The 15,061-nt window shown below is 65.7% G+C and carries 12 protein-coding genes; 2 read left to right on the top strand and 10 right to left on the bottom strand.

The features are described 5' to 3' along the window. Positions 1–55: 55 nt before the first annotated feature. Complete coding sequence (locus tag OX459_RS26185) at positions 56–1,108, top strand: ABC transporter substrate-binding protein (protein ID WP_289907176.1); 1,053 nt, start codon at positions 56–58, stop codon at positions 1,106–1,108. Between the two features lie 62 nt (positions 1,109–1,170). On the opposite strand, the gene OX459_RS26180 is transcribed toward OX459_RS26185, so the two are convergent. From OX459_RS26180 to OX459_RS26165, 4 genes are all read right to left on the bottom strand, one after another. Then, positions 1,171–3,543, bottom strand: a complete 2,373-nt coding sequence (locus OX459_RS26180; protein WP_289907175.1) for a TonB-dependent receptor — start codon at positions 3,541–3,543, stop codon at positions 1,171–1,173. Positions 3,544–3,763: 220 nt separating this feature from the next. After that, the gene (locus tag OX459_RS26175; protein WP_289907174.1) at positions 3,764–4,918 is read right to left on the bottom strand and encodes an LLM class flavin-dependent oxidoreductase; all 1,155 of its coding nucleotides are present in this window, start codon (positions 4,916–4,918) and stop codon (positions 3,764–3,766) included. A gap of 35 nt (positions 4,919–4,953) precedes the next feature. Beyond that, complete coding sequence (locus tag OX459_RS26170; protein ID WP_289907173.1) at positions 4,954–6,045, bottom strand: LLM class flavin-dependent oxidoreductase; 1,092 nt, start codon at positions 6,043–6,045, stop codon at positions 4,954–4,956. A 233-nt stretch (positions 6,046–6,278) separates the two neighbouring features. Then, positions 6,279–7,484 carry a sigma 54-interacting transcriptional regulator gene (locus tag OX459_RS26165; protein ID WP_289907172.1) on the bottom strand — a complete coding sequence of 402 codons (1,206 nt, stop codon included), beginning with the start codon at positions 7,482–7,484 and terminating at the stop codon, positions 6,279–6,281. Between the two features lie 157 nt (positions 7,485–7,641). Between OX459_RS26165 and OX459_RS26160 the strand changes: the two genes are divergently transcribed. Then, positions 7,642–8,979, top strand: a complete 1,338-nt coding sequence (locus OX459_RS26160; RefSeq protein WP_289907171.1) for an LLM class flavin-dependent oxidoreductase — start codon at positions 7,642–7,644, stop codon at positions 8,977–8,979. An 11-nt stretch (positions 8,980–8,990) separates the two neighbouring features. Here OX459_RS26160 and hmgA read toward each other — a convergent pair whose 3' ends face one another. The 6 genes from hmgA to msrA all read right to left on the bottom strand — a co-directional run bounded on the left by hmgA (position 8,991) and on the right by msrA (position 15,034). Continuing rightward, positions 8,991–10,295 (bottom strand): homogentisate 1,2-dioxygenase, encoded by a 1,305-nt coding sequence (gene hmgA, locus OX459_RS26155; RefSeq protein WP_289907170.1) that lies wholly within the window; start codon positions 10,293–10,295, stop codon positions 8,991–8,993. Beyond that, entirely contained in the window at positions 10,292–10,477 is a 186-nt protein-coding gene (locus tag OX459_RS26150) for a DUF2783 domain-containing protein (RefSeq protein WP_034785812.1), read from the bottom strand. The genes hmgA and OX459_RS26150 overlap by 4 nt, the downstream gene beginning before the upstream one ends. Positions 10,478–10,489: 12 nt before the next feature. After that, complete coding sequence (locus OX459_RS26145; RefSeq protein WP_289907169.1) at positions 10,490–12,169, bottom strand: FAD-dependent oxidoreductase; 1,680 nt, start codon at positions 12,167–12,169, stop codon at positions 10,490–10,492. A 16-nt stretch (positions 12,170–12,185) separates the two neighbouring features. Next, complete coding sequence (locus OX459_RS26140; protein ID WP_289907168.1) at positions 12,186–13,523, bottom strand: MFS transporter; 1,338 nt, start codon at positions 13,521–13,523, stop codon at positions 12,186–12,188. A gap of 175 nt (positions 13,524–13,698) precedes the next feature. Further along, positions 13,699–14,514 carry a helix-turn-helix transcriptional regulator gene (locus OX459_RS26135; protein ID WP_289907167.1) on the bottom strand — a complete coding sequence of 272 codons (816 nt, stop codon included), beginning with the start codon at positions 14,512–14,514 and terminating at the stop codon, positions 13,699–13,701. Between the two features lie 10 nt (positions 14,515–14,524). Beyond that, on the bottom strand, positions 14,525–15,034 hold the full coding sequence (msrA, locus tag OX459_RS26130; protein WP_289907166.1) for a peptide-methionine (S)-S-oxide reductase MsrA: 510 nt from the start codon (positions 15,032–15,034) through the stop codon (positions 14,525–14,527). Between the last annotated feature and the right edge of the window lie 27 nt (positions 15,035–15,061).

Below are 15,061 nucleotides of genomic sequence, written 5' to 3'. Positions count from 1 at the left end.
GGCGCGGGCACGTTTCCTGCACGGTTACAGGCTTCCACCACCACGAAGGAATCCCATGACTACCGCACCATCCCCCGCCGTCGATACCGTCTGGTTCACGCGCTGCCCCGTGCCCACGGCCACGGGCCTGGCCTATAAACTGGGCTGGCTGGACGAGGAATTCGCCCGCGACGGCATCGCGTTAAAGACCCTGCAGGAAGTGGGCGGCGAACTGGCGCGCCACCACTACGACCACGGCTTGTCCACGCTCGTGCGCGAAGGCGGCAACCTGCTGGCCCTGCCCGCGCGCGCGCAAGGGGCGCCCACGCGCCTGATCGGCCTGACCTGGATCGACGAGTGGCAAGCCATCCTCGTGCGCCCCGGCTCCGGCATCGCGACGCCCGCGCAGCTGCAGGGCAAACGTCTGGCGCTGCCCGTGTTCCGCGCCGAGGACTTGCGCGACAACCGGCGCGGGCGCAGCATCGCGCGCGGCATGAGCCTGGCCGGCTACAAGGGCGTGCTGGCGTCGGCCGGCCTCACGCTCGACGATGTGCATCTGGTGGAAGTGGGCGGCGAGGCGCCGGCGCAAGTCAATCTGGGCGCGGGACTGTGGCAAGGCATCGCGCCGCTGCTGCGCGGGGAAGTCGATGCCGTCTACGTAAAAGGCGCGGCGGCGGCCGAGGCGGCCCGCGCGGCGGGGCTGGAAGTGGGCATAGACATCGACGCCCTGCCCGACCGGCGCTTCCGCGTGAATAACGGCACGCCGCGGCCGATCACCGTGCATGAGACCATGCTGGAACAGCATTTCGAACTGGTCGTGCGCTTCCTGACGCAAACCCTGCGCGCCGCGCACTGGGCCCGCAGCCACAAGGAAGACGTGCTGGCCATCCTGCAGGGCGAGACGCGGGCCGGCGCCGACGCCGTGGCCAAAGCCTACCGCGACGGTTTTCACCTGACCCTGGCGCCCGACCTGTCGGAAGAAAAAGTGGCGCTGTTCCGCCAGCAGAAGGATTTCCAGCTGCAGCACGGTTTCCTCGACCGCGACGTCGATATCGAGGCGTGGATCGACCGCCGGCCTTTGGAAAAGGCGCAGCGGCGGCTCGACGCGCTGCTGCAAGCGGCGGCGTAAGCTGGCGCCATAAACGACAAGGCCGGCGCAATCGCCGGCCTTTTTACATCAGGCGGTCACGCTCAGAACTGCAGCGTGTACGACGCCCCCACCGTGCGGCCCTGGCCGATGATGACGGTGTCGCCATTCACGGCGCCCGGCACGAAGCTGGTGAGCGTGTGGTTGCGATAGACCTTGTCGGCCAGGTTGTTCGCATATGCCGTGATGCGCTGCTTGCCGCCCGGGAGCACGTACGACAGGCGCGCATTGGCCAGCGCGAAGCCGCCCTGGTTCAGCAGGTCGCGCGCGGCATTTTGCGGGTCGACATAGTAGTACTGCTTCGACGTGTAGCGCACGTCGCCGCTGAAGACCAGCTGCGCGCCATTGCCCAGCGGGTAGCGGTAGTCGGCAGCCAGCAAGGCCGTCACGTGGGGCGAGCGCACGAATTCATTGCCGGAGCGGTCGCCGCCATTGTTCTGGATGGCGAAATCGTCGAATTCCGTGCGCAGCAGGCCGATATTGGCGTTGAGGTGCAGGTTGTCCGTCGGCTGCGCCTCGAGTTCGAATTCCGCGCCGTTCACGTGGGCCTTGCGCACGTTTTGCAGGTAATTGACGCTTTGCGTGGGGTCGCCGTTGTACACGCCCGTGATATTCACCTGCACGTTCTTGTAGTCATAGTGGAAGACGTTGGCGTTGAAATTCAGGCGCCCGTCCAGCCATTCCGACTTGATGCCCGCCTCGAAGGAATTCAGGGTTTCCGGCTTCACCGTATTCAATGCTCGCACATCCGTGGCGCTCGTATTGTAGCCGCCGGACTTGATGCCGTGCGCGTATTTCAGGTAGCCGCGCAGGGTGCGGCTGAAGCGGTATTCGGGCGTCACGTCGTACGTCAGCGCATTCCACGTGGTCGACGGATTCGACGTGAAATTGTTGTTGGCCACCGAGGCGGCCGCGTAATTGCCGCCCTTGACCGTGTTCCACCAGTTCGATGCATCGCCAAACGCCACCGTGTTCGATGCGGCCTGCACGCGCTGCAAATCGAGGTCCTTGGTTTCCGTCGTCCAGCGCAGGCCGAAGGTGGACAGGAACTGCTCGCTGAAGTTGACGGTCGTGCTGCCGAAGATGGCCGCGCTGCGCGCCTTGTGCCGGTAGACGGTGCGGTTGTAGCCGACTGGCTGGGTGCTGCCCGCCAGCGCCGGCACGGTGCCGTTGGGCAGGCGCGCGCCGGCCGAATCGGAATCGATCTTTTCATTGAAGTAGAACAGGCCCGCCACCCAGCTCACGGCGCCATTCTGCGGCGATGTCAGGCGCAGCTCCTGCGACACCTGGCGGCTGCTCGCCTTCGAGCGGCTGCGGCCCACTTCCAGCGGCGTGTTGTCGCTGTCGCCCGTCGCTTCGTTGCGGAAGTTTTCATAGCCGGTGATCGACGTCAGGGTCAGCTCGCCCAGCGCGTATTCCAGGTTCAGCTGCGCGCCGCCCTGCTTCACGTCGCTGTCGGCCGGCGCATTCGTGCTCACGTCATCGGAATTCGTGCTGGGGACGTAGCCATTGCGGTACACGCCATTCGCGCCATAGCTGGCCACGGTGGTGGTGGCGCCCTTGGTCGTGTAGTCGCGATAATGCAGGTTCAGATTGGCCGTCAGGTCGCGTCCGATCAGGGCCTTGAGCTGGCCGCGGATGGCGCTGTCCTTGAGCTTTCCATCGCGTTCGCCCGTAAACTGGTTGTGGAAGCGGCCCTTGTCCTGCTGCTCCGTATGGAAGGACAAGCGCCCCGCCAGCACCTCGTCGACCAGCGCGCCGCCGATGGCCCCTTCGGCCAGCTTGGTGTCGTTGCTGCTGTAATCGACCTTGGCGTAGCCGCTGGACTTGAACGACGGTTTGCGCGAAATCACGTTGATGGCGCCGCCCGTCGTGTTCTTGCCCCACAGGGTGCCTTGCGGGCCGCGCAGCACTTCCACCCGATCCAGGTCGAACAAGGGAAAGCCCGTGGCGCTGGAATTGCTGATGTAGACGTCGTCGAGGTAAAAGCCGACGGGATTCGGAAAATCGATCTGCTGCTGGCCCGCGCCCACGCCGCGTATCCACCAGCGCGGACGGCCATGCTGCTGCGTGCCGGCCGAGGCGTTCGGCACGTAATTGAGGATTTCGCTGGCCGAGCGGCCGATGCCCGTGTCGAGCAGCTCCTTGCCGCCCAGGACCGTGATCGCGCTGGGCACCTTCTGCGCGGATTCTTCGCGTTTTTGCGCCGTCACCGTCACCGATTGCAGCGCGGCACCCTCGCCGGCACCGTTCGCATCGGCCGCGGCGATGACCTCTGCACCGGGCGCTTCGGCATGGGCCATGCCATGGACGAGCATCAGGCCGCCGATGGCAAAGGCCGAGCGCAGCGCGCGGCGCACTGGCGTCAAGTGAAAGGGGAAAGAGGAAAAGGCGGCGGGGGCAGTCGAACGGCGCATGGGTGATTATCCTTGAGTAAAGTCAAAACGCGAGATGGTGATGACCTGTATTGCAAGGGGCATGCCCGCTGCCGCAGCGCAGCAAAATCGTCGTTAAGTGATTGATTTAAAAGGAAGACTATCGGAGTGATAGTGCTGTTGATTTGGCAGCAGCGGCGCCGCCGCGTGCTGCCTGCGCGACAGCAGGCGGTGGCGCTGCTGTCGCGGCAACAGGGGATACTCAGGCGGCGCGCAGCAGTGCCGCCGTGTGGCCACGCACGAGGGGCAGCACTTCCTCGCCCACGCGGTACGCTTCTTCCAGGTGCGGCGTGCTGGCCAGGATGAAGGCGTCGGCGCCCAGCTGCACCAGTTCGTCGAGGCGTTCGGCCACTTGCTGGTAGCTGCCGACGATGCCCTGCGTCTGCCCGCCCCGCAGCAGGTTGAAGCCGGACCAGATGTTCGGCGCCGTGATCAAGTCCCTGTAACTGTTCAGGGTCGTCGGGCGGTTGCCGCGCTGGCGCGCCGCGCCCACGGAATCGCCGCCATCGGCACCGAGGAACTGGCGCAGGGTGGCCGCATCGACGGCCTCGAAACCCTTGCGCACTTCGTCCCACGCTTCTTCTTCCGTGGCGCGGGCGACGATGTCGACGCGCACGGCGCACTTGATCTTGCGGCCCAGCAGCGCCGTCTTTTCATGCACGCGGGCGAATTTCTCGCGCAGCTGCTCGAACGGTTCCAGCCACGTCAGGTAGTAATCGGCATGCTTGGACGCGGAACCGAGGGCCGCGTCGGACGAGCCGGAGAAATAAATCTCGGGGAAATCCTGCTCCGACAGCGGCGTGGCCAGGCCCGCATCCTCCACCTGGTAAAACTTGCCCTGGTAGGAAAACGGCCCGCCGCGCCACACGCCGCGCACCACGTCGAGAAATTCCGTCGTGCGCGTGTAGCGGTCGTCGTGGCCGGCCGAATCGCCCCACCACAGCTGCGCCGGCCCGCCGCCGCCCGTGATCACGTTGTACAGCGCGCGCCCGCCCGTGGCCCGCTGCAGGCTGGCCGTCATGCGCGCGGCCACCACGGGGTTCAGGAAGCCGGGCTGGAACGGGATCATGAAGCGGAAAGTGCTCGTTTCGCGCGCCAGCAGCGCGGAAATGGCCCACGGTTCGTCCGTCATGGGGAAGGATGGAATCAAACCGCCCTGGAAGCCGGACAATTCGGCCGCACGGGCGATTTCCGCCAGGTAGTCGATGTAAGTAAAACCGTCGGCGCCGCCGCCACCGAGGCCGGCCTGGCGCAGGTTGTCATTGCCGGGAAACCAGTCGCCGCGAAACGGCGTGCGGGCGCGGTGCGAACTCGGTTCGCCATGCGTGGGGATGCGCCAGAAAAAATCGATAGCCATGTAAGGTACTCCTTGAATAGGTTGGATACGGGGACTCAAGCCGCTTGCAGCTGCGCGCTCAACGCCGCACGCACGCGGGGCAGCACGTGTTCGCCGATGCGGTAGGCTTCCTCGAAATGGGGAATGGCCGCCAGCACGAAGCTGGACACACCGGCTTGCGCGTAGGATTCGAGCGCTGCGGCGACCTGTGCATGGCTGCCGACCAGGGCCCCGCGGGCGCCCGTTTGCGCTTGCGCAAAGCCGGGCCAGAACAAGGCTGCACCGCCCGCCGTGCCATCAGCCGACGGAGCATCGTCAGGCAGGCCCGCCCCGCTGCAGTAGCGGCGCGCGTCGCGCAAGGCTTCGTCGAACGTTTCGCGGGCCAGCACGTCGATGCGCAAGCCCGCCGCCACGGCGCGGCCCAACTGGCGCGCCTGCGTGTGCAGGCTGGCGATGGCGGGCTGCAAATCCTTCACGGGCGCCGCGTCGAAGACGTGCACGTCGGCCTGGCGCGCCGACAGGGCCAGCGCCTCCGGCGACTCGCCGGTCAGATAGATGCCGTTGACGGGATGGTGCGCCAGCGGCCCCTTGAAGCCGCCGTCCTGTACTTCGAAGAACTTGCCCTTGAAGCTGAACGGCGATGTATTCTGCACGCCGCGCGCCACCGTGATGAATTCATCGATGCGAGGCAGGATGTCGGCATCCGGCGCTGAATCGCCCTGGCGCCGGCGCGCTGCCGCGTCGCCGCCATGGCCGATCTGCCAGGCGAAGCGTCCCCCCGTGAAGCGCTGGAAGCTGACGGCGTTCTTTGCCGCATACACGGCCGAACCCCAGGCCGCGTCGAATTCCGCGATCAGTTTCAGGTGGCGCGTGCTGCGGGCCAGGTAGCCGGCGACGATCCAGCTTTCATCGCCCTGCGTATCGTGGCGCACCTGGATACCGTCGAAGCCGGAAAGATCGGCCGCGCGGGCGATCTGGTGCAGATAATCGAAATAGTTAAAGGGCGGACGCGCGCCGCGCGGGTCGCTCACGCCCGCCTGCAGGGGGCTGGGCGCGCCGGCGGCCCGTTCGCCACGGCGCGTGATGCCGGGCGCCGCGTAACGGCCATCGCCGCTGGTGGGCAATTGCCAGATGAATTCTATGGTCATGCGTGGACTCCTGTCGTGGGTCGAAGAAAAGACCGTACGCGCATCGCGCAGCGGCCTGCCCTACCCTCCTCGCAGAAAACATGCCATGCCCAGGATGCCCGCCGCGGCCCGCCGCTGTTGATTTGGCAGCAATCCGCTGCCCCCATGGCAGCAATGTGCTGCGCGCGCAGCAGCCATGAAAAAAGCCGGAGCCGCATCGCTGCGGGTCCGGCTCCGGGAGGTCGCTCATGCGCCTAATCGATGGCGCCCGCCTTTTTCAGGAAAGTACGCAGGATGTTGCGGCTCAGGTTCAGGTGTTTGGCCGTGCGCACCTGGTTGCGCTCATTGCGCTCCCACGCGGCGCGCACCAGTTCCTGCTGCATCGCTTCGAATTCCACGGCTTCGCCCGAGTCGAGCAAGGCTTGCCAGGCGCGGGCAAAGCGCTCGGCCGCCAATAAATCGTCCTGGCCGGGCGCGCCGTGGGCCGCGTAGGCGATGTCGGCGCCGCCCGCCCAGGCGTCTGGCACAGGCACGGAGACAGGTGCGGAGACAGGTACGGCAGCTGGCGCCCTGTGCCAGCCCGACAGGCTCAAATCTTCGGCCCGCACGACGCCGCTGCGGCAGACGAGCAGCGCGCGGTGAATGACGTTTTCCAGTTCGCGGATATTGCCAGGCCACGGATAGGCCAGCAAGGCCTCTTGCGCGTCCAGGCCCAGTTCCACCTCGCCCAGGTGCAGGCGCTGCGCATAGATGGCCATGAAGTGGCGCGTCAGCGGCATGACGTCGCCCGGCCGCTCGCGCAGGGGACGCAGCGGCAGGCCGATCACCTGCAGCCGGTAATACAGGTCTTCGCGGAAGCGCCCCGCCCGCACGGCTTCGGCCAGGTCCACGTTGGTGGCGGCGATCAGGCGCACGTCGATGGGGATGGCGCGCCGCGCGCCCAGGCGCACCACTTCGCGCTCCTGCAGCACGCGCAGCAGCTTGACCTGCATCGCCAGCGGCAAGTCGCCGATCTCATCGAGGAACAGGGTGCCGCCGCTGGCCGTCTCGAACCAGCCAGGCTTGCCCTGCTGCGCGCCCGTAAACGCGCCTTTTTCATAGCCAAACAGCTCGCTCTCGACGAGGGTTTCGGAAAACGCGCCGCAATTGATCGCCACGAAGGTCTGTTCGGCGCGGCCGCTCAAGCCGTGCACGTGGCGCGCAATCAGTTCTTTTCCCGTCCCCGTTTCGCCCGTGATCAGCACCGTCGCCTCGCTGGGGGCAATGCGTTCGATCAGCTCGTGCAACTGGCGCGAACGGGGGTCGGCAAAGACAAAGGCCGTGGCGCGTACCAGCAAGCTCATTTGCTGCGGGTCGCGGAAGGCGACCAGCGCCTCGCTATCACCGTCGTCGCCCGCGCCGCGGGCCAGGTGGGCGCTGCGCGCGAAATCGCTGCTGAAATTGTGGGCTAAGAGTTCCATGGGCCGACTATACCGCGCTCCATCTCCAGGCGTGAACGAATGGTGCCGCGCTAGCTTATCCGGAATTTGCATATGCGGGCGCTGCTCCCATGCTGGCCCGAAGCTTGCATGGTCACGGCAAAACGCCATGTCGCCAATCCACCACGGAGTTCCTCCCATGCCAGCACGCCAGCTTGTCCTGAACGTTTTTTTGCAACGCCACGGCCACCATCCCGCCGCCTGGCGCCATCCATCGGCCAGCGCCAGCGGACGGCCCGACCTGGCCTGGTGGCTAAACGCCGCCAGACTGGCCGAGGCGGCCAAGTTCGACAGTTTTTTTATCGCCGACTTCATCGGCCGCGCCGGCGACGTCACGCCGGAGACGGGCCGCGCCGCCATCGGCCTGCCGTTCGAGCCATTTACCCTGCTGTCAGCCATTGCCGCCGTCACCCGCCATATCGGCCTGATCGCGACCGTCAACACCAATTACGAGCATCCGTACCACGTGGCGCGCAAATTCAGTTCGCTCGACCACCTGAGCGGCGGGCGCGCGGGCTGGAACATCGTCTCCTCGTTTGGCGAACACACGGCGCGCAATTTCGGCATCGATACACCGCGCAGCCACGCCGAGCGCTATGCGCGCGCCGATGAATTCGTGGCCCTGTCCAAGATGCTGTGGGATAGCTGGGATGACGATGCCTTCGACCGGCCCGACCGCGCCAGCGGCCAGTTCTACCAGCCGGCAGCGGGCCATGCGCTCGATTTCCAGGGCCAGTACTTTGCCTCGCAAGGCTTGCTGGACTTGCCCCGCCCCGTGCAGGGCCACCCGGTGCTGGTCCAGGCAGGCAATTCCGAGACGGGCCGCGAATTTGCCGCGCGCCTGGGCGAGATGGTGTACTGCTCGGCCACCTCGCTGCCCGTGGCGCAGGCGTACTACGCGGACGTGAAGGGCCGCATGGCCAAGTATGGCCGCGCCGAGGATCAATTGAAAGTGACGCCGGGATTATCGGTGGTAGTAGCCGAATCGGACCAGCAGGCGCAGGACCAGTTCGGCGAGCTGCAGGCACTGGTCGATTTCAGTAATCTGGAATTTGGCGGTTTTGATTTATCCGGCTATCCGCTCGACGGCCCCCTGCCCGACCTGCCCTACCAGGCGCCCGAAAACGGCAAGGGACGCTTCCTGCAGCAACTGGAGCTGGCCCGCCGCGAGAACCTGACCTTACGCCAGCTGGTGCTGCGCTTCCGCGTGGCGCGCGGCCATTTGCAGGCGATCGGCTCCGTCAAGACGGTGGCCGACCTGATGGAACAGTGGTTCGTGGAACGGGGCGCGGACGGCTTCAACGTCGTGCCGCCCCTGCTGCCGCAAGGCTTCGAGGCATTTACAAGGCTGGTGGTGCCGGAATTGCAGCGGCGCGGCTTGTTCCGCACCAACTATGCGGCCAGCACCCTGCGCGGACATTTGGGACTGGCGCGGCCCGCCAACCCGCAGACGGTAGCGCGGGCGCGGGCCGCCTGAGCAGCGATGGCCTACGCCTGCTCTGGATCGAAATGCTTGCGCAAGCCTTGCCAGCACGCGAAATAGTCGTTTTGCAGCAGGCCGCCGTCCAGCGCGAATGGCGTCGGCTTGAGGATGGTGCGCGTCTCGAACATGAAGGCCATGGTGTCGCCCACCTTCACGGGCGCGGACGTGTCGCTGTGCGACGCCTTGTCGAAGGTCTGCGCATCGGGGCCGTGACCGGACATGCAGTTGTGCAGGCTGGCGCCGCCCGGCACGAAACCGGCCGCCTTGGCGTCGTACACGCCGTGGATCAGCCCCATGAATTCGCTGGCCACGTTGCGGTGGAACCACGGCGGGCGGAAGGTATGCTCGGCCGCCAGCCAGCGCGGCGGGAAGATGGCGAAGTCGATGGCACCGAACAGGGGATTTTCGCTGGGCGCCTGCAGCACGAGGAAGATCGACGGATCCGGGTGGTCGTAGCTGATCGAGCCGATGGTGTTGAAGCGACGCAGGTCATATTTGTACGGCGCGTAATTGCCATGCCATGCCACCACGTCCAGCGGCGAATGGTCCAGGGTCGTGCGCCACAAATGGCCGCCGAACTTGGCCAGCAGTTCGCATGCGCCGTCGATGTCTTCATACGCCGCGTGCGGCGTGAGGAAATCGCGGCTGTTGGCCAGGCCGTTCGAGCCGATGGGGCCCATGTCGGGCAGGCGGAAGGCCGTGCCGAAGTTTTCGCACACATAACCGCGCGCCTGGCCGTCCGGCAGGGTCACGCGGAAGCGTACGCCGCGGGGGATGACGGCGATTTCCTGCGGTTCCAGCTCGATCAAGCCCAGTTCCGTGGCAATGGCCAGCCGGCCTTGCTGCGGCACGACCAGCAATTCGCCATCTGCCGAGTAAAAGAAGCGCTGCATGGAGCGGTTGGCCGCATACACGTGGATGGCGCAACCGCTCATCGCTTCGGCGCTGCCGTTGCCGGCCATGGTCTGCCAGCCGTCGATGAAATCCACCGCCGTGGCGCCGTCGGGCAGCGGTAACGGGTCCCAGCGCAACTGGTTCGGCGGCGTCGGCGGCATGGCGTGGAAGTCGCTGACGATGCGGGTGTTTTCCAGCAAGGTAAATGGCGGATGCTGGCTGGCGGGGCGGATGCGGTACAGCCACGAGCGCCGGTTCTGCGCGCGCGGCGCCGTGAAGGCCGTGCCCGACAATTGTTCCGCGTACAGGCCCAGAGGCGCCTGCTGCGGCGAATTCTGCCCCTGCGGCAAGGCGCCGGGCACGGCTTCCGTGGCAAACTCGTTGCCGAAGCCGCTTTGGTAGCCGGCGCCTATCATGCGCGCTCCCCCAGGCCGTCGGCCGCGTCGCGCAGCAAGCCCTGCACCACATCGGCCTTGCCGATGGCACCCATCGCCAGCAAGGCGAAACGGGCGAGGAACAGGGGCGAACGCTGTTCGCCCAGGCCGCCCATGGTGTGGCACAGCTCCGTGTACAAATTATCCAGTTCGATATCGGTCATATTGTCTCCTTGTTACTTCGATTGGGCGATGCCGGCCGCCGCCAGCGCTGCCGCCACCTGCACCGCCTGCACTTGCCGCCAGCGCCCCAGCACATGCCCATCGGGGCGCACGAGGTAAAACGTCCCAGGCTGCGCGTCGAATAGCGAGAATACCTGCGCAGTGTGGTCCCAGGCGCACTCCTGCGCCCCGCTGCGGGAAATCGCCACGGTCGTCAGCGGCAAGGTGTCGCCCAGCGCCGCCAGTGCGGATGGCACAGACCCGTCCTCGCTGAAGTACAGTCCCGTGAAATGGCCATCGGCGCGGTTCAGCAGATCGGTAATATACCCCGCTTTTTGCCCGCCGTCGTATGGCAGCGCCAGCGGGCATTCCGGCAAGACCGTGCCCGGCGCGGGGCCGGCGGCAAACGTGTCGCGGTCCGGCGCATTCAGGGCCGACTGCTCATACGCGATGGCGCTCGTCTGGCGCGGGTTGATCAGGGAGCGCACGTGCGCATGCTTGCCCGCCAGGCCCAGCACGGCCGTGCGCATCAAATCAAAAGCGAAAGTAGGCGGTGCCATGAATTCCGTGCTTTTCGTGCCGTGGCGCAGGTTTTCATGGGCGGCGAACACGCGCTCGTCCGAATAGCTGTCCAGCAAGGCATGCGGCGCCTGGCCCTTGACCACGTAGGCCAGCTTCCAGGCCAGGTTGTCCGCATCGTCGATGCCGGAATTGGCTCCGCGCACGCCGAAGATGGGCACGAGGTGGGCCGCATCGCCCGCGAACAGCACGGGGCCGTGCCGGTATTTTTCCAGGGTCAGCGCATTGGCCTTGTAGATGGTGATCCACACGGGATGCCACGGCGCCGTTTCGCCCATCATGGCCAGCAGGCTGTCCACGCGGGGCGCCACGTTTTCCAGCAGCACGGCCGCCTGCGCATCCTCGTCGTCGCGCAACTGGTAATCGATGCGCCAGATATCGTCGGGCTGCTTGTGCACCAGCACGGTCGAACCGGGATTCGACGGCGGGTCGAAATACGCGAGGCGCTCCGTCGGGCGCTCGCTCTTCAGGTGGATATCGACGATCACATAGCGCCCTTCATAGCTGGTGCCCTGCAATTTGAGCCCCAGCGCCTCGCGCACGGTGCTGCGCCCGCCGTCGGCCGCCACCAGCCAGTCCGCCTCGATTTTATAGGTTTCATCGGGCGTCGCCACGGTAACGCTGGCGCCGTCGGCGCGCTTGTCCACGCCAGTCACCCGCGTTTGCCAGCGGATATCGATCAATTCCGGCTGGCGCTCGGCCGCATCGAGCAGGAATTGCTCGATATGGTATTGCGCCAGGTTAACCATCGGCGGCAACTTCTGGTTCGCGTCTTGCGGCATCGTAAAGTGCAGCACTTCCTCGTCGCGGTAAAAACTGCGGCCGCCCACCCACGGCAAACCCTTGCTGATAAAGCCGTCGAGCGCGCCCAGGCGTTCGATGATTTCCAGGCTGCGCCGCGAGATGCAGATGGCGCGGCTGCCCGTGCACACGCCGTCGTCCGCTTCGATCAGCACCGAGGGTACGCCGTGGCGGGCCAGGCCCAGGGCCGTGGCCAGGCCCACGGGGCCGCCGCCGACGATCAGCACCGGGACATGCTGCGTGGCGGCACCGGCCGGTTTGCCGGGCGGATACACCTTCGGCACATGGGGGTAAGGGTGAAACGTGTCGCTCATGATGGGTCCTCTTCGATCAAGTATGGTCTTTGCCGCCGCGCGCGATGGGCAGGGTCAGCACGATGGCCGCGCCCGCCACCAGCAGGACGCTGGCGTACAGCAAGCCGGTGGCAAAGCTGTGCGTGATATCCTTCAGCCAGCCCACGACGACGGGATTCAGGGCCGAGCCGATATTGCCTGTGGCATTGATGACGGCGATGCCGATGGCGCGCGCACCCAGGCTCAAGGCCCGGTCCGGCGTCGTCCAGAAGACGGACATGGCCGTATAAGCGCCCGTTGACGCCATGCACACGCCCAGCAGCTGCAGCACGGGGTTGGCCGAGTACGCCGTGCACAGCCAGCCGGCGGCCGACAGCAGCATGGGCCAGACGATGTGCCAGCGGCGTTCCTGCAGGCGGTCCGAGCGGCGCCCCCAGGCGATCATGCCGATCACGGTGCACACTTGCGGGATGGCCGCCAGCAAGCCGATCTGCGTGTTGCTGGCATTGCTATTGAAACTTTTCACGATCAATGGCGTCCACACGGCCACCATCGCCAGGGTGTTAACCAGGCAGAAATAGGCGATGCCGAATTTCAGCACGGTGGGCGACAGCATTTCCGCCAGCACCGAGGTTTTTTGCTGCGACGCAACAGGCTTCTGCTCGGCCGCCAGCATGCGCGCCAGCACTTGCTGCTCCAGCTTGCCCAGCCAGTTCGCCTTGGCGGGCGAGTCGTCCAGGTAGCCGTACACGGCCAGGCCCAGCAGCACGGACGGCATGCCTTCGAGCAAGAACAGCCATTGCCAGCCCTTCAAGCCCCAGTGACCATCGAGCCCCAGGATCAGGCCCGACAGGGCAGAGCCGATGGCGGCCGTGACGGGCATGGCGATCATGAACAGGGCGTTCGCCCGCGCCCGATAGGCGCTGGGAAACCAGTAGGTCAGATACAGCAGCATGCCGGGCAGGAAGCCCGCCTCCGTCACGCCAACGAGGAAGCGCAGCGCATACAGGCTGGCCGGGCCGCTGGCGAACAGGGTCGCCGTCGAGGCCAGGCCCCAGGCGATCATCATGGAGCCTATCCATTGACGGGCGCCGATGCGGGCCAGCACGATGTTGCTGGGAATGCTGCAAGCGATGTAGGCGATGTAGAACAGGGTGGTGGCAAAACCGAACTGGGTGCCGGACAGGCCCAGGTCTTGCATCATGGTCAAGCCGGCGAAGCCGATGTTGATACGGTCCAGAAAGGAAAACACGAACAGCAGGAATAAGAATCCCAGCAAATGGCGCGACACCTTGCGCATCACTTGCTGTTCCAGTTGATTGGTGGCCGCGTCGAGGACGGGCGTGGCGGGGGTGGCCGCGGGGGCGATGGTCATGCTGGTCTCCATAAGGTGTCGCTCTCCCCTTGCTATTGTTATTGGGTGAGAGCGGCCGGGTGATCCCGGCTTGCAACACAGTATGCAGACGCGCGCCGCAAACCCTGTCCCCATTTTGGGGACGTTTCGCGGCTAAAACAGTCAAAAAGGCGAAGCCAGCCCTACGCCAAAAGGACTAAGGGGCTGGCGCCATGCATAGCGCAAACAGTTGCCGCTGGCTGGAAATGCCCAGGCGTTTATAGGCGCGCTTCTGGTAGGTGATGACGCTCGATGGCTGCACACCCATGGTCTCGGCAATTTCCACAGCCGTGAGACCTTCGAGCACGCAGCGCAGCACGTCCAGTTCGCGCTTGCTCAAGGCGGGGCAATGCTGGCGCAGCCTTGCCAGCATCAGCGGCGCGACGCCTTGCGTGGCCTGGCCCTTCAAACTGTAGTGATGCTTGACGGCATGGGCAAACAGCGGTGACAGGGTTTCGATGCCCGCCACTTCGCCGGGCTGGAACTGGCCCTGGCTGCTGTCGCGGTAGAAATTGACGGACAGCCAGATATCGCCGGCCGGCTGCAGCAGCAGGGACAGGCGGTCCGACACATTCGGCTTCTGGTAGCAGACGGCGCGGTAGCCGGGATGGTCGATCTCGTCGCTGGCCTGCTGGTGCAGCACGATGGCGGGATCGATTTTCCGCCCCGGCGCCGGGGCGATCACGCGCTGGTTGCCATCGAGCGCATAGTAATGGCGGGCGTAGCTGTCGGCGATATCCTGCAAAAAGCGCCCGCCGCGCCGGTCGGCCACGGCGACGGTGCGGGGACGGTTGCCGAATTCATAGGCAAAGATCGTGCACTGGGCAATGGGCGCGACCGTGCTGACCGTCTTCAGGATGGCCCCGGCGACGGCGTTCACGTCCGCATGGCCGATGGCCGCCATCAGCTCCAGGGTACGCCCGAAGTCCAGCTGCCCTTCCGCCGGCGGCCGCTCGACGCGCCAGTAACGCATGCCCGGCTCCTTACTGCCCGCGTTGCGGCAAGACCCAGTCCGGCCGGATGTAATGGCAAGTGTAGCCGTGCGGCAAGCGCTGCAGATAATCCTGGTGCTCCGGTTCCGCTTCCCAAAACGGGCCGGCCGGCGCCACTTCCGTCACCACCTTGCCGGGCCACAGGCCGGAAGCGTCGACGTCGCGGATCGTGTCCTCGGCCACCCGTTTTTGCTCATCGCTGGTATAAAAGATGGCCGAGCGGTAGCTGGTGCCGCGGTCATTGCCCTGGCGGTTTTCCGTGCTGGGGTCGTGGATCTGGAAGAAAAATTCCAGGATCTTGCGGTAGCTGATGGTGTTCGGGTCGAAAATGATCTCGATCGCTTCCGCATGCGTGCCATGGTTGCGGTAGGTGGCGTTGGCCACGTCGCCGCCGCTGTAGCCCACGCGCGTGGCGATCACGCCCGGATAGCGGCGCAGCAAGTCTTGCACGCCCCAGAAGCAGCCGCCGGCCAGGATCGCGGTTTCCTTGTTTTGTGTCATGTTGATCATTCCTTGCTCTGAGATACT

It is taken from the genome of Janthinobacterium sp. SUN026 (assembly GCF_030397625.1).
Lineage (GTDB): Bacteria > Pseudomonadota > Gammaproteobacteria > Burkholderiales > Burkholderiaceae_D > Janthinobacterium > Janthinobacterium kumbetense.
Note: the sequence above shows the minus strand (reverse complement) of the source record. Positions and strands in the feature narration are given on the sequence as shown.

Coding starts and splice junctions, on each gene's coding strand:
- msrA (WP_289907166.1), bottom strand. CDS start 15,034: ATGACACAAAACAAGGAAACCGCGATCCTGGCCGGCGGCTGCTTCTGG.
- OX459_RS26185 (WP_289907176.1), top strand. CDS start 56: ATGACTACCGCACCATCCCCCGCCGTCGATACCGTCTGGTTCACGCGC.
- OX459_RS26170 (WP_289907173.1), bottom strand. CDS start 6,045: ATGACCATAGAATTCATCTGGCAATTGCCCACCAGCGGCGATGGCCGT.
- OX459_RS26160 (WP_289907171.1), top strand. CDS start 7,642: ATGCCAGCACGCCAGCTTGTCCTGAACGTTTTTTTGCAACGCCACGGC.
- OX459_RS26140 (WP_289907168.1), bottom strand. CDS start 13,523: ATGACCATCGCCCCCGCGGCCACCCCCGCCACGCCCGTCCTCGACGCG.
- OX459_RS26150 (WP_034785812.1), bottom strand. CDS start 10,477: ATGACCGATATCGAACTGGATAATTTGTACACGGAGCTGTGCCACACC.
- OX459_RS26135 (WP_289907167.1), bottom strand. CDS start 14,514: ATGCGTTACTGGCGCGTCGAGCGGCCGCCGGCGGAAGGGCAGCTGGAC.
- hmgA (WP_289907170.1), bottom strand. CDS start 10,295: ATGATAGGCGCCGGCTACCAAAGCGGCTTCGGCAACGAGTTTGCCACG.
- OX459_RS26145 (WP_289907169.1), bottom strand. CDS start 12,169: ATGAGCGACACGTTTCACCCTTACCCCCATGTGCCGAAGGTGTATCCG.
- OX459_RS26165 (WP_289907172.1), bottom strand. CDS start 7,484: ATGGAACTCTTAGCCCACAATTTCAGCAGCGATTTCGCGCGCAGCGCC.
- OX459_RS26180 (WP_289907175.1), bottom strand. CDS start 3,543: ATGCGCCGTTCGACTGCCCCCGCCGCCTTTTCCTCTTTCCCCTTTCAC.
- OX459_RS26175 (WP_289907174.1), bottom strand. CDS start 4,918: ATGGCTATCGATTTTTTCTGGCGCATCCCCACGCATGGCGAACCGAGT.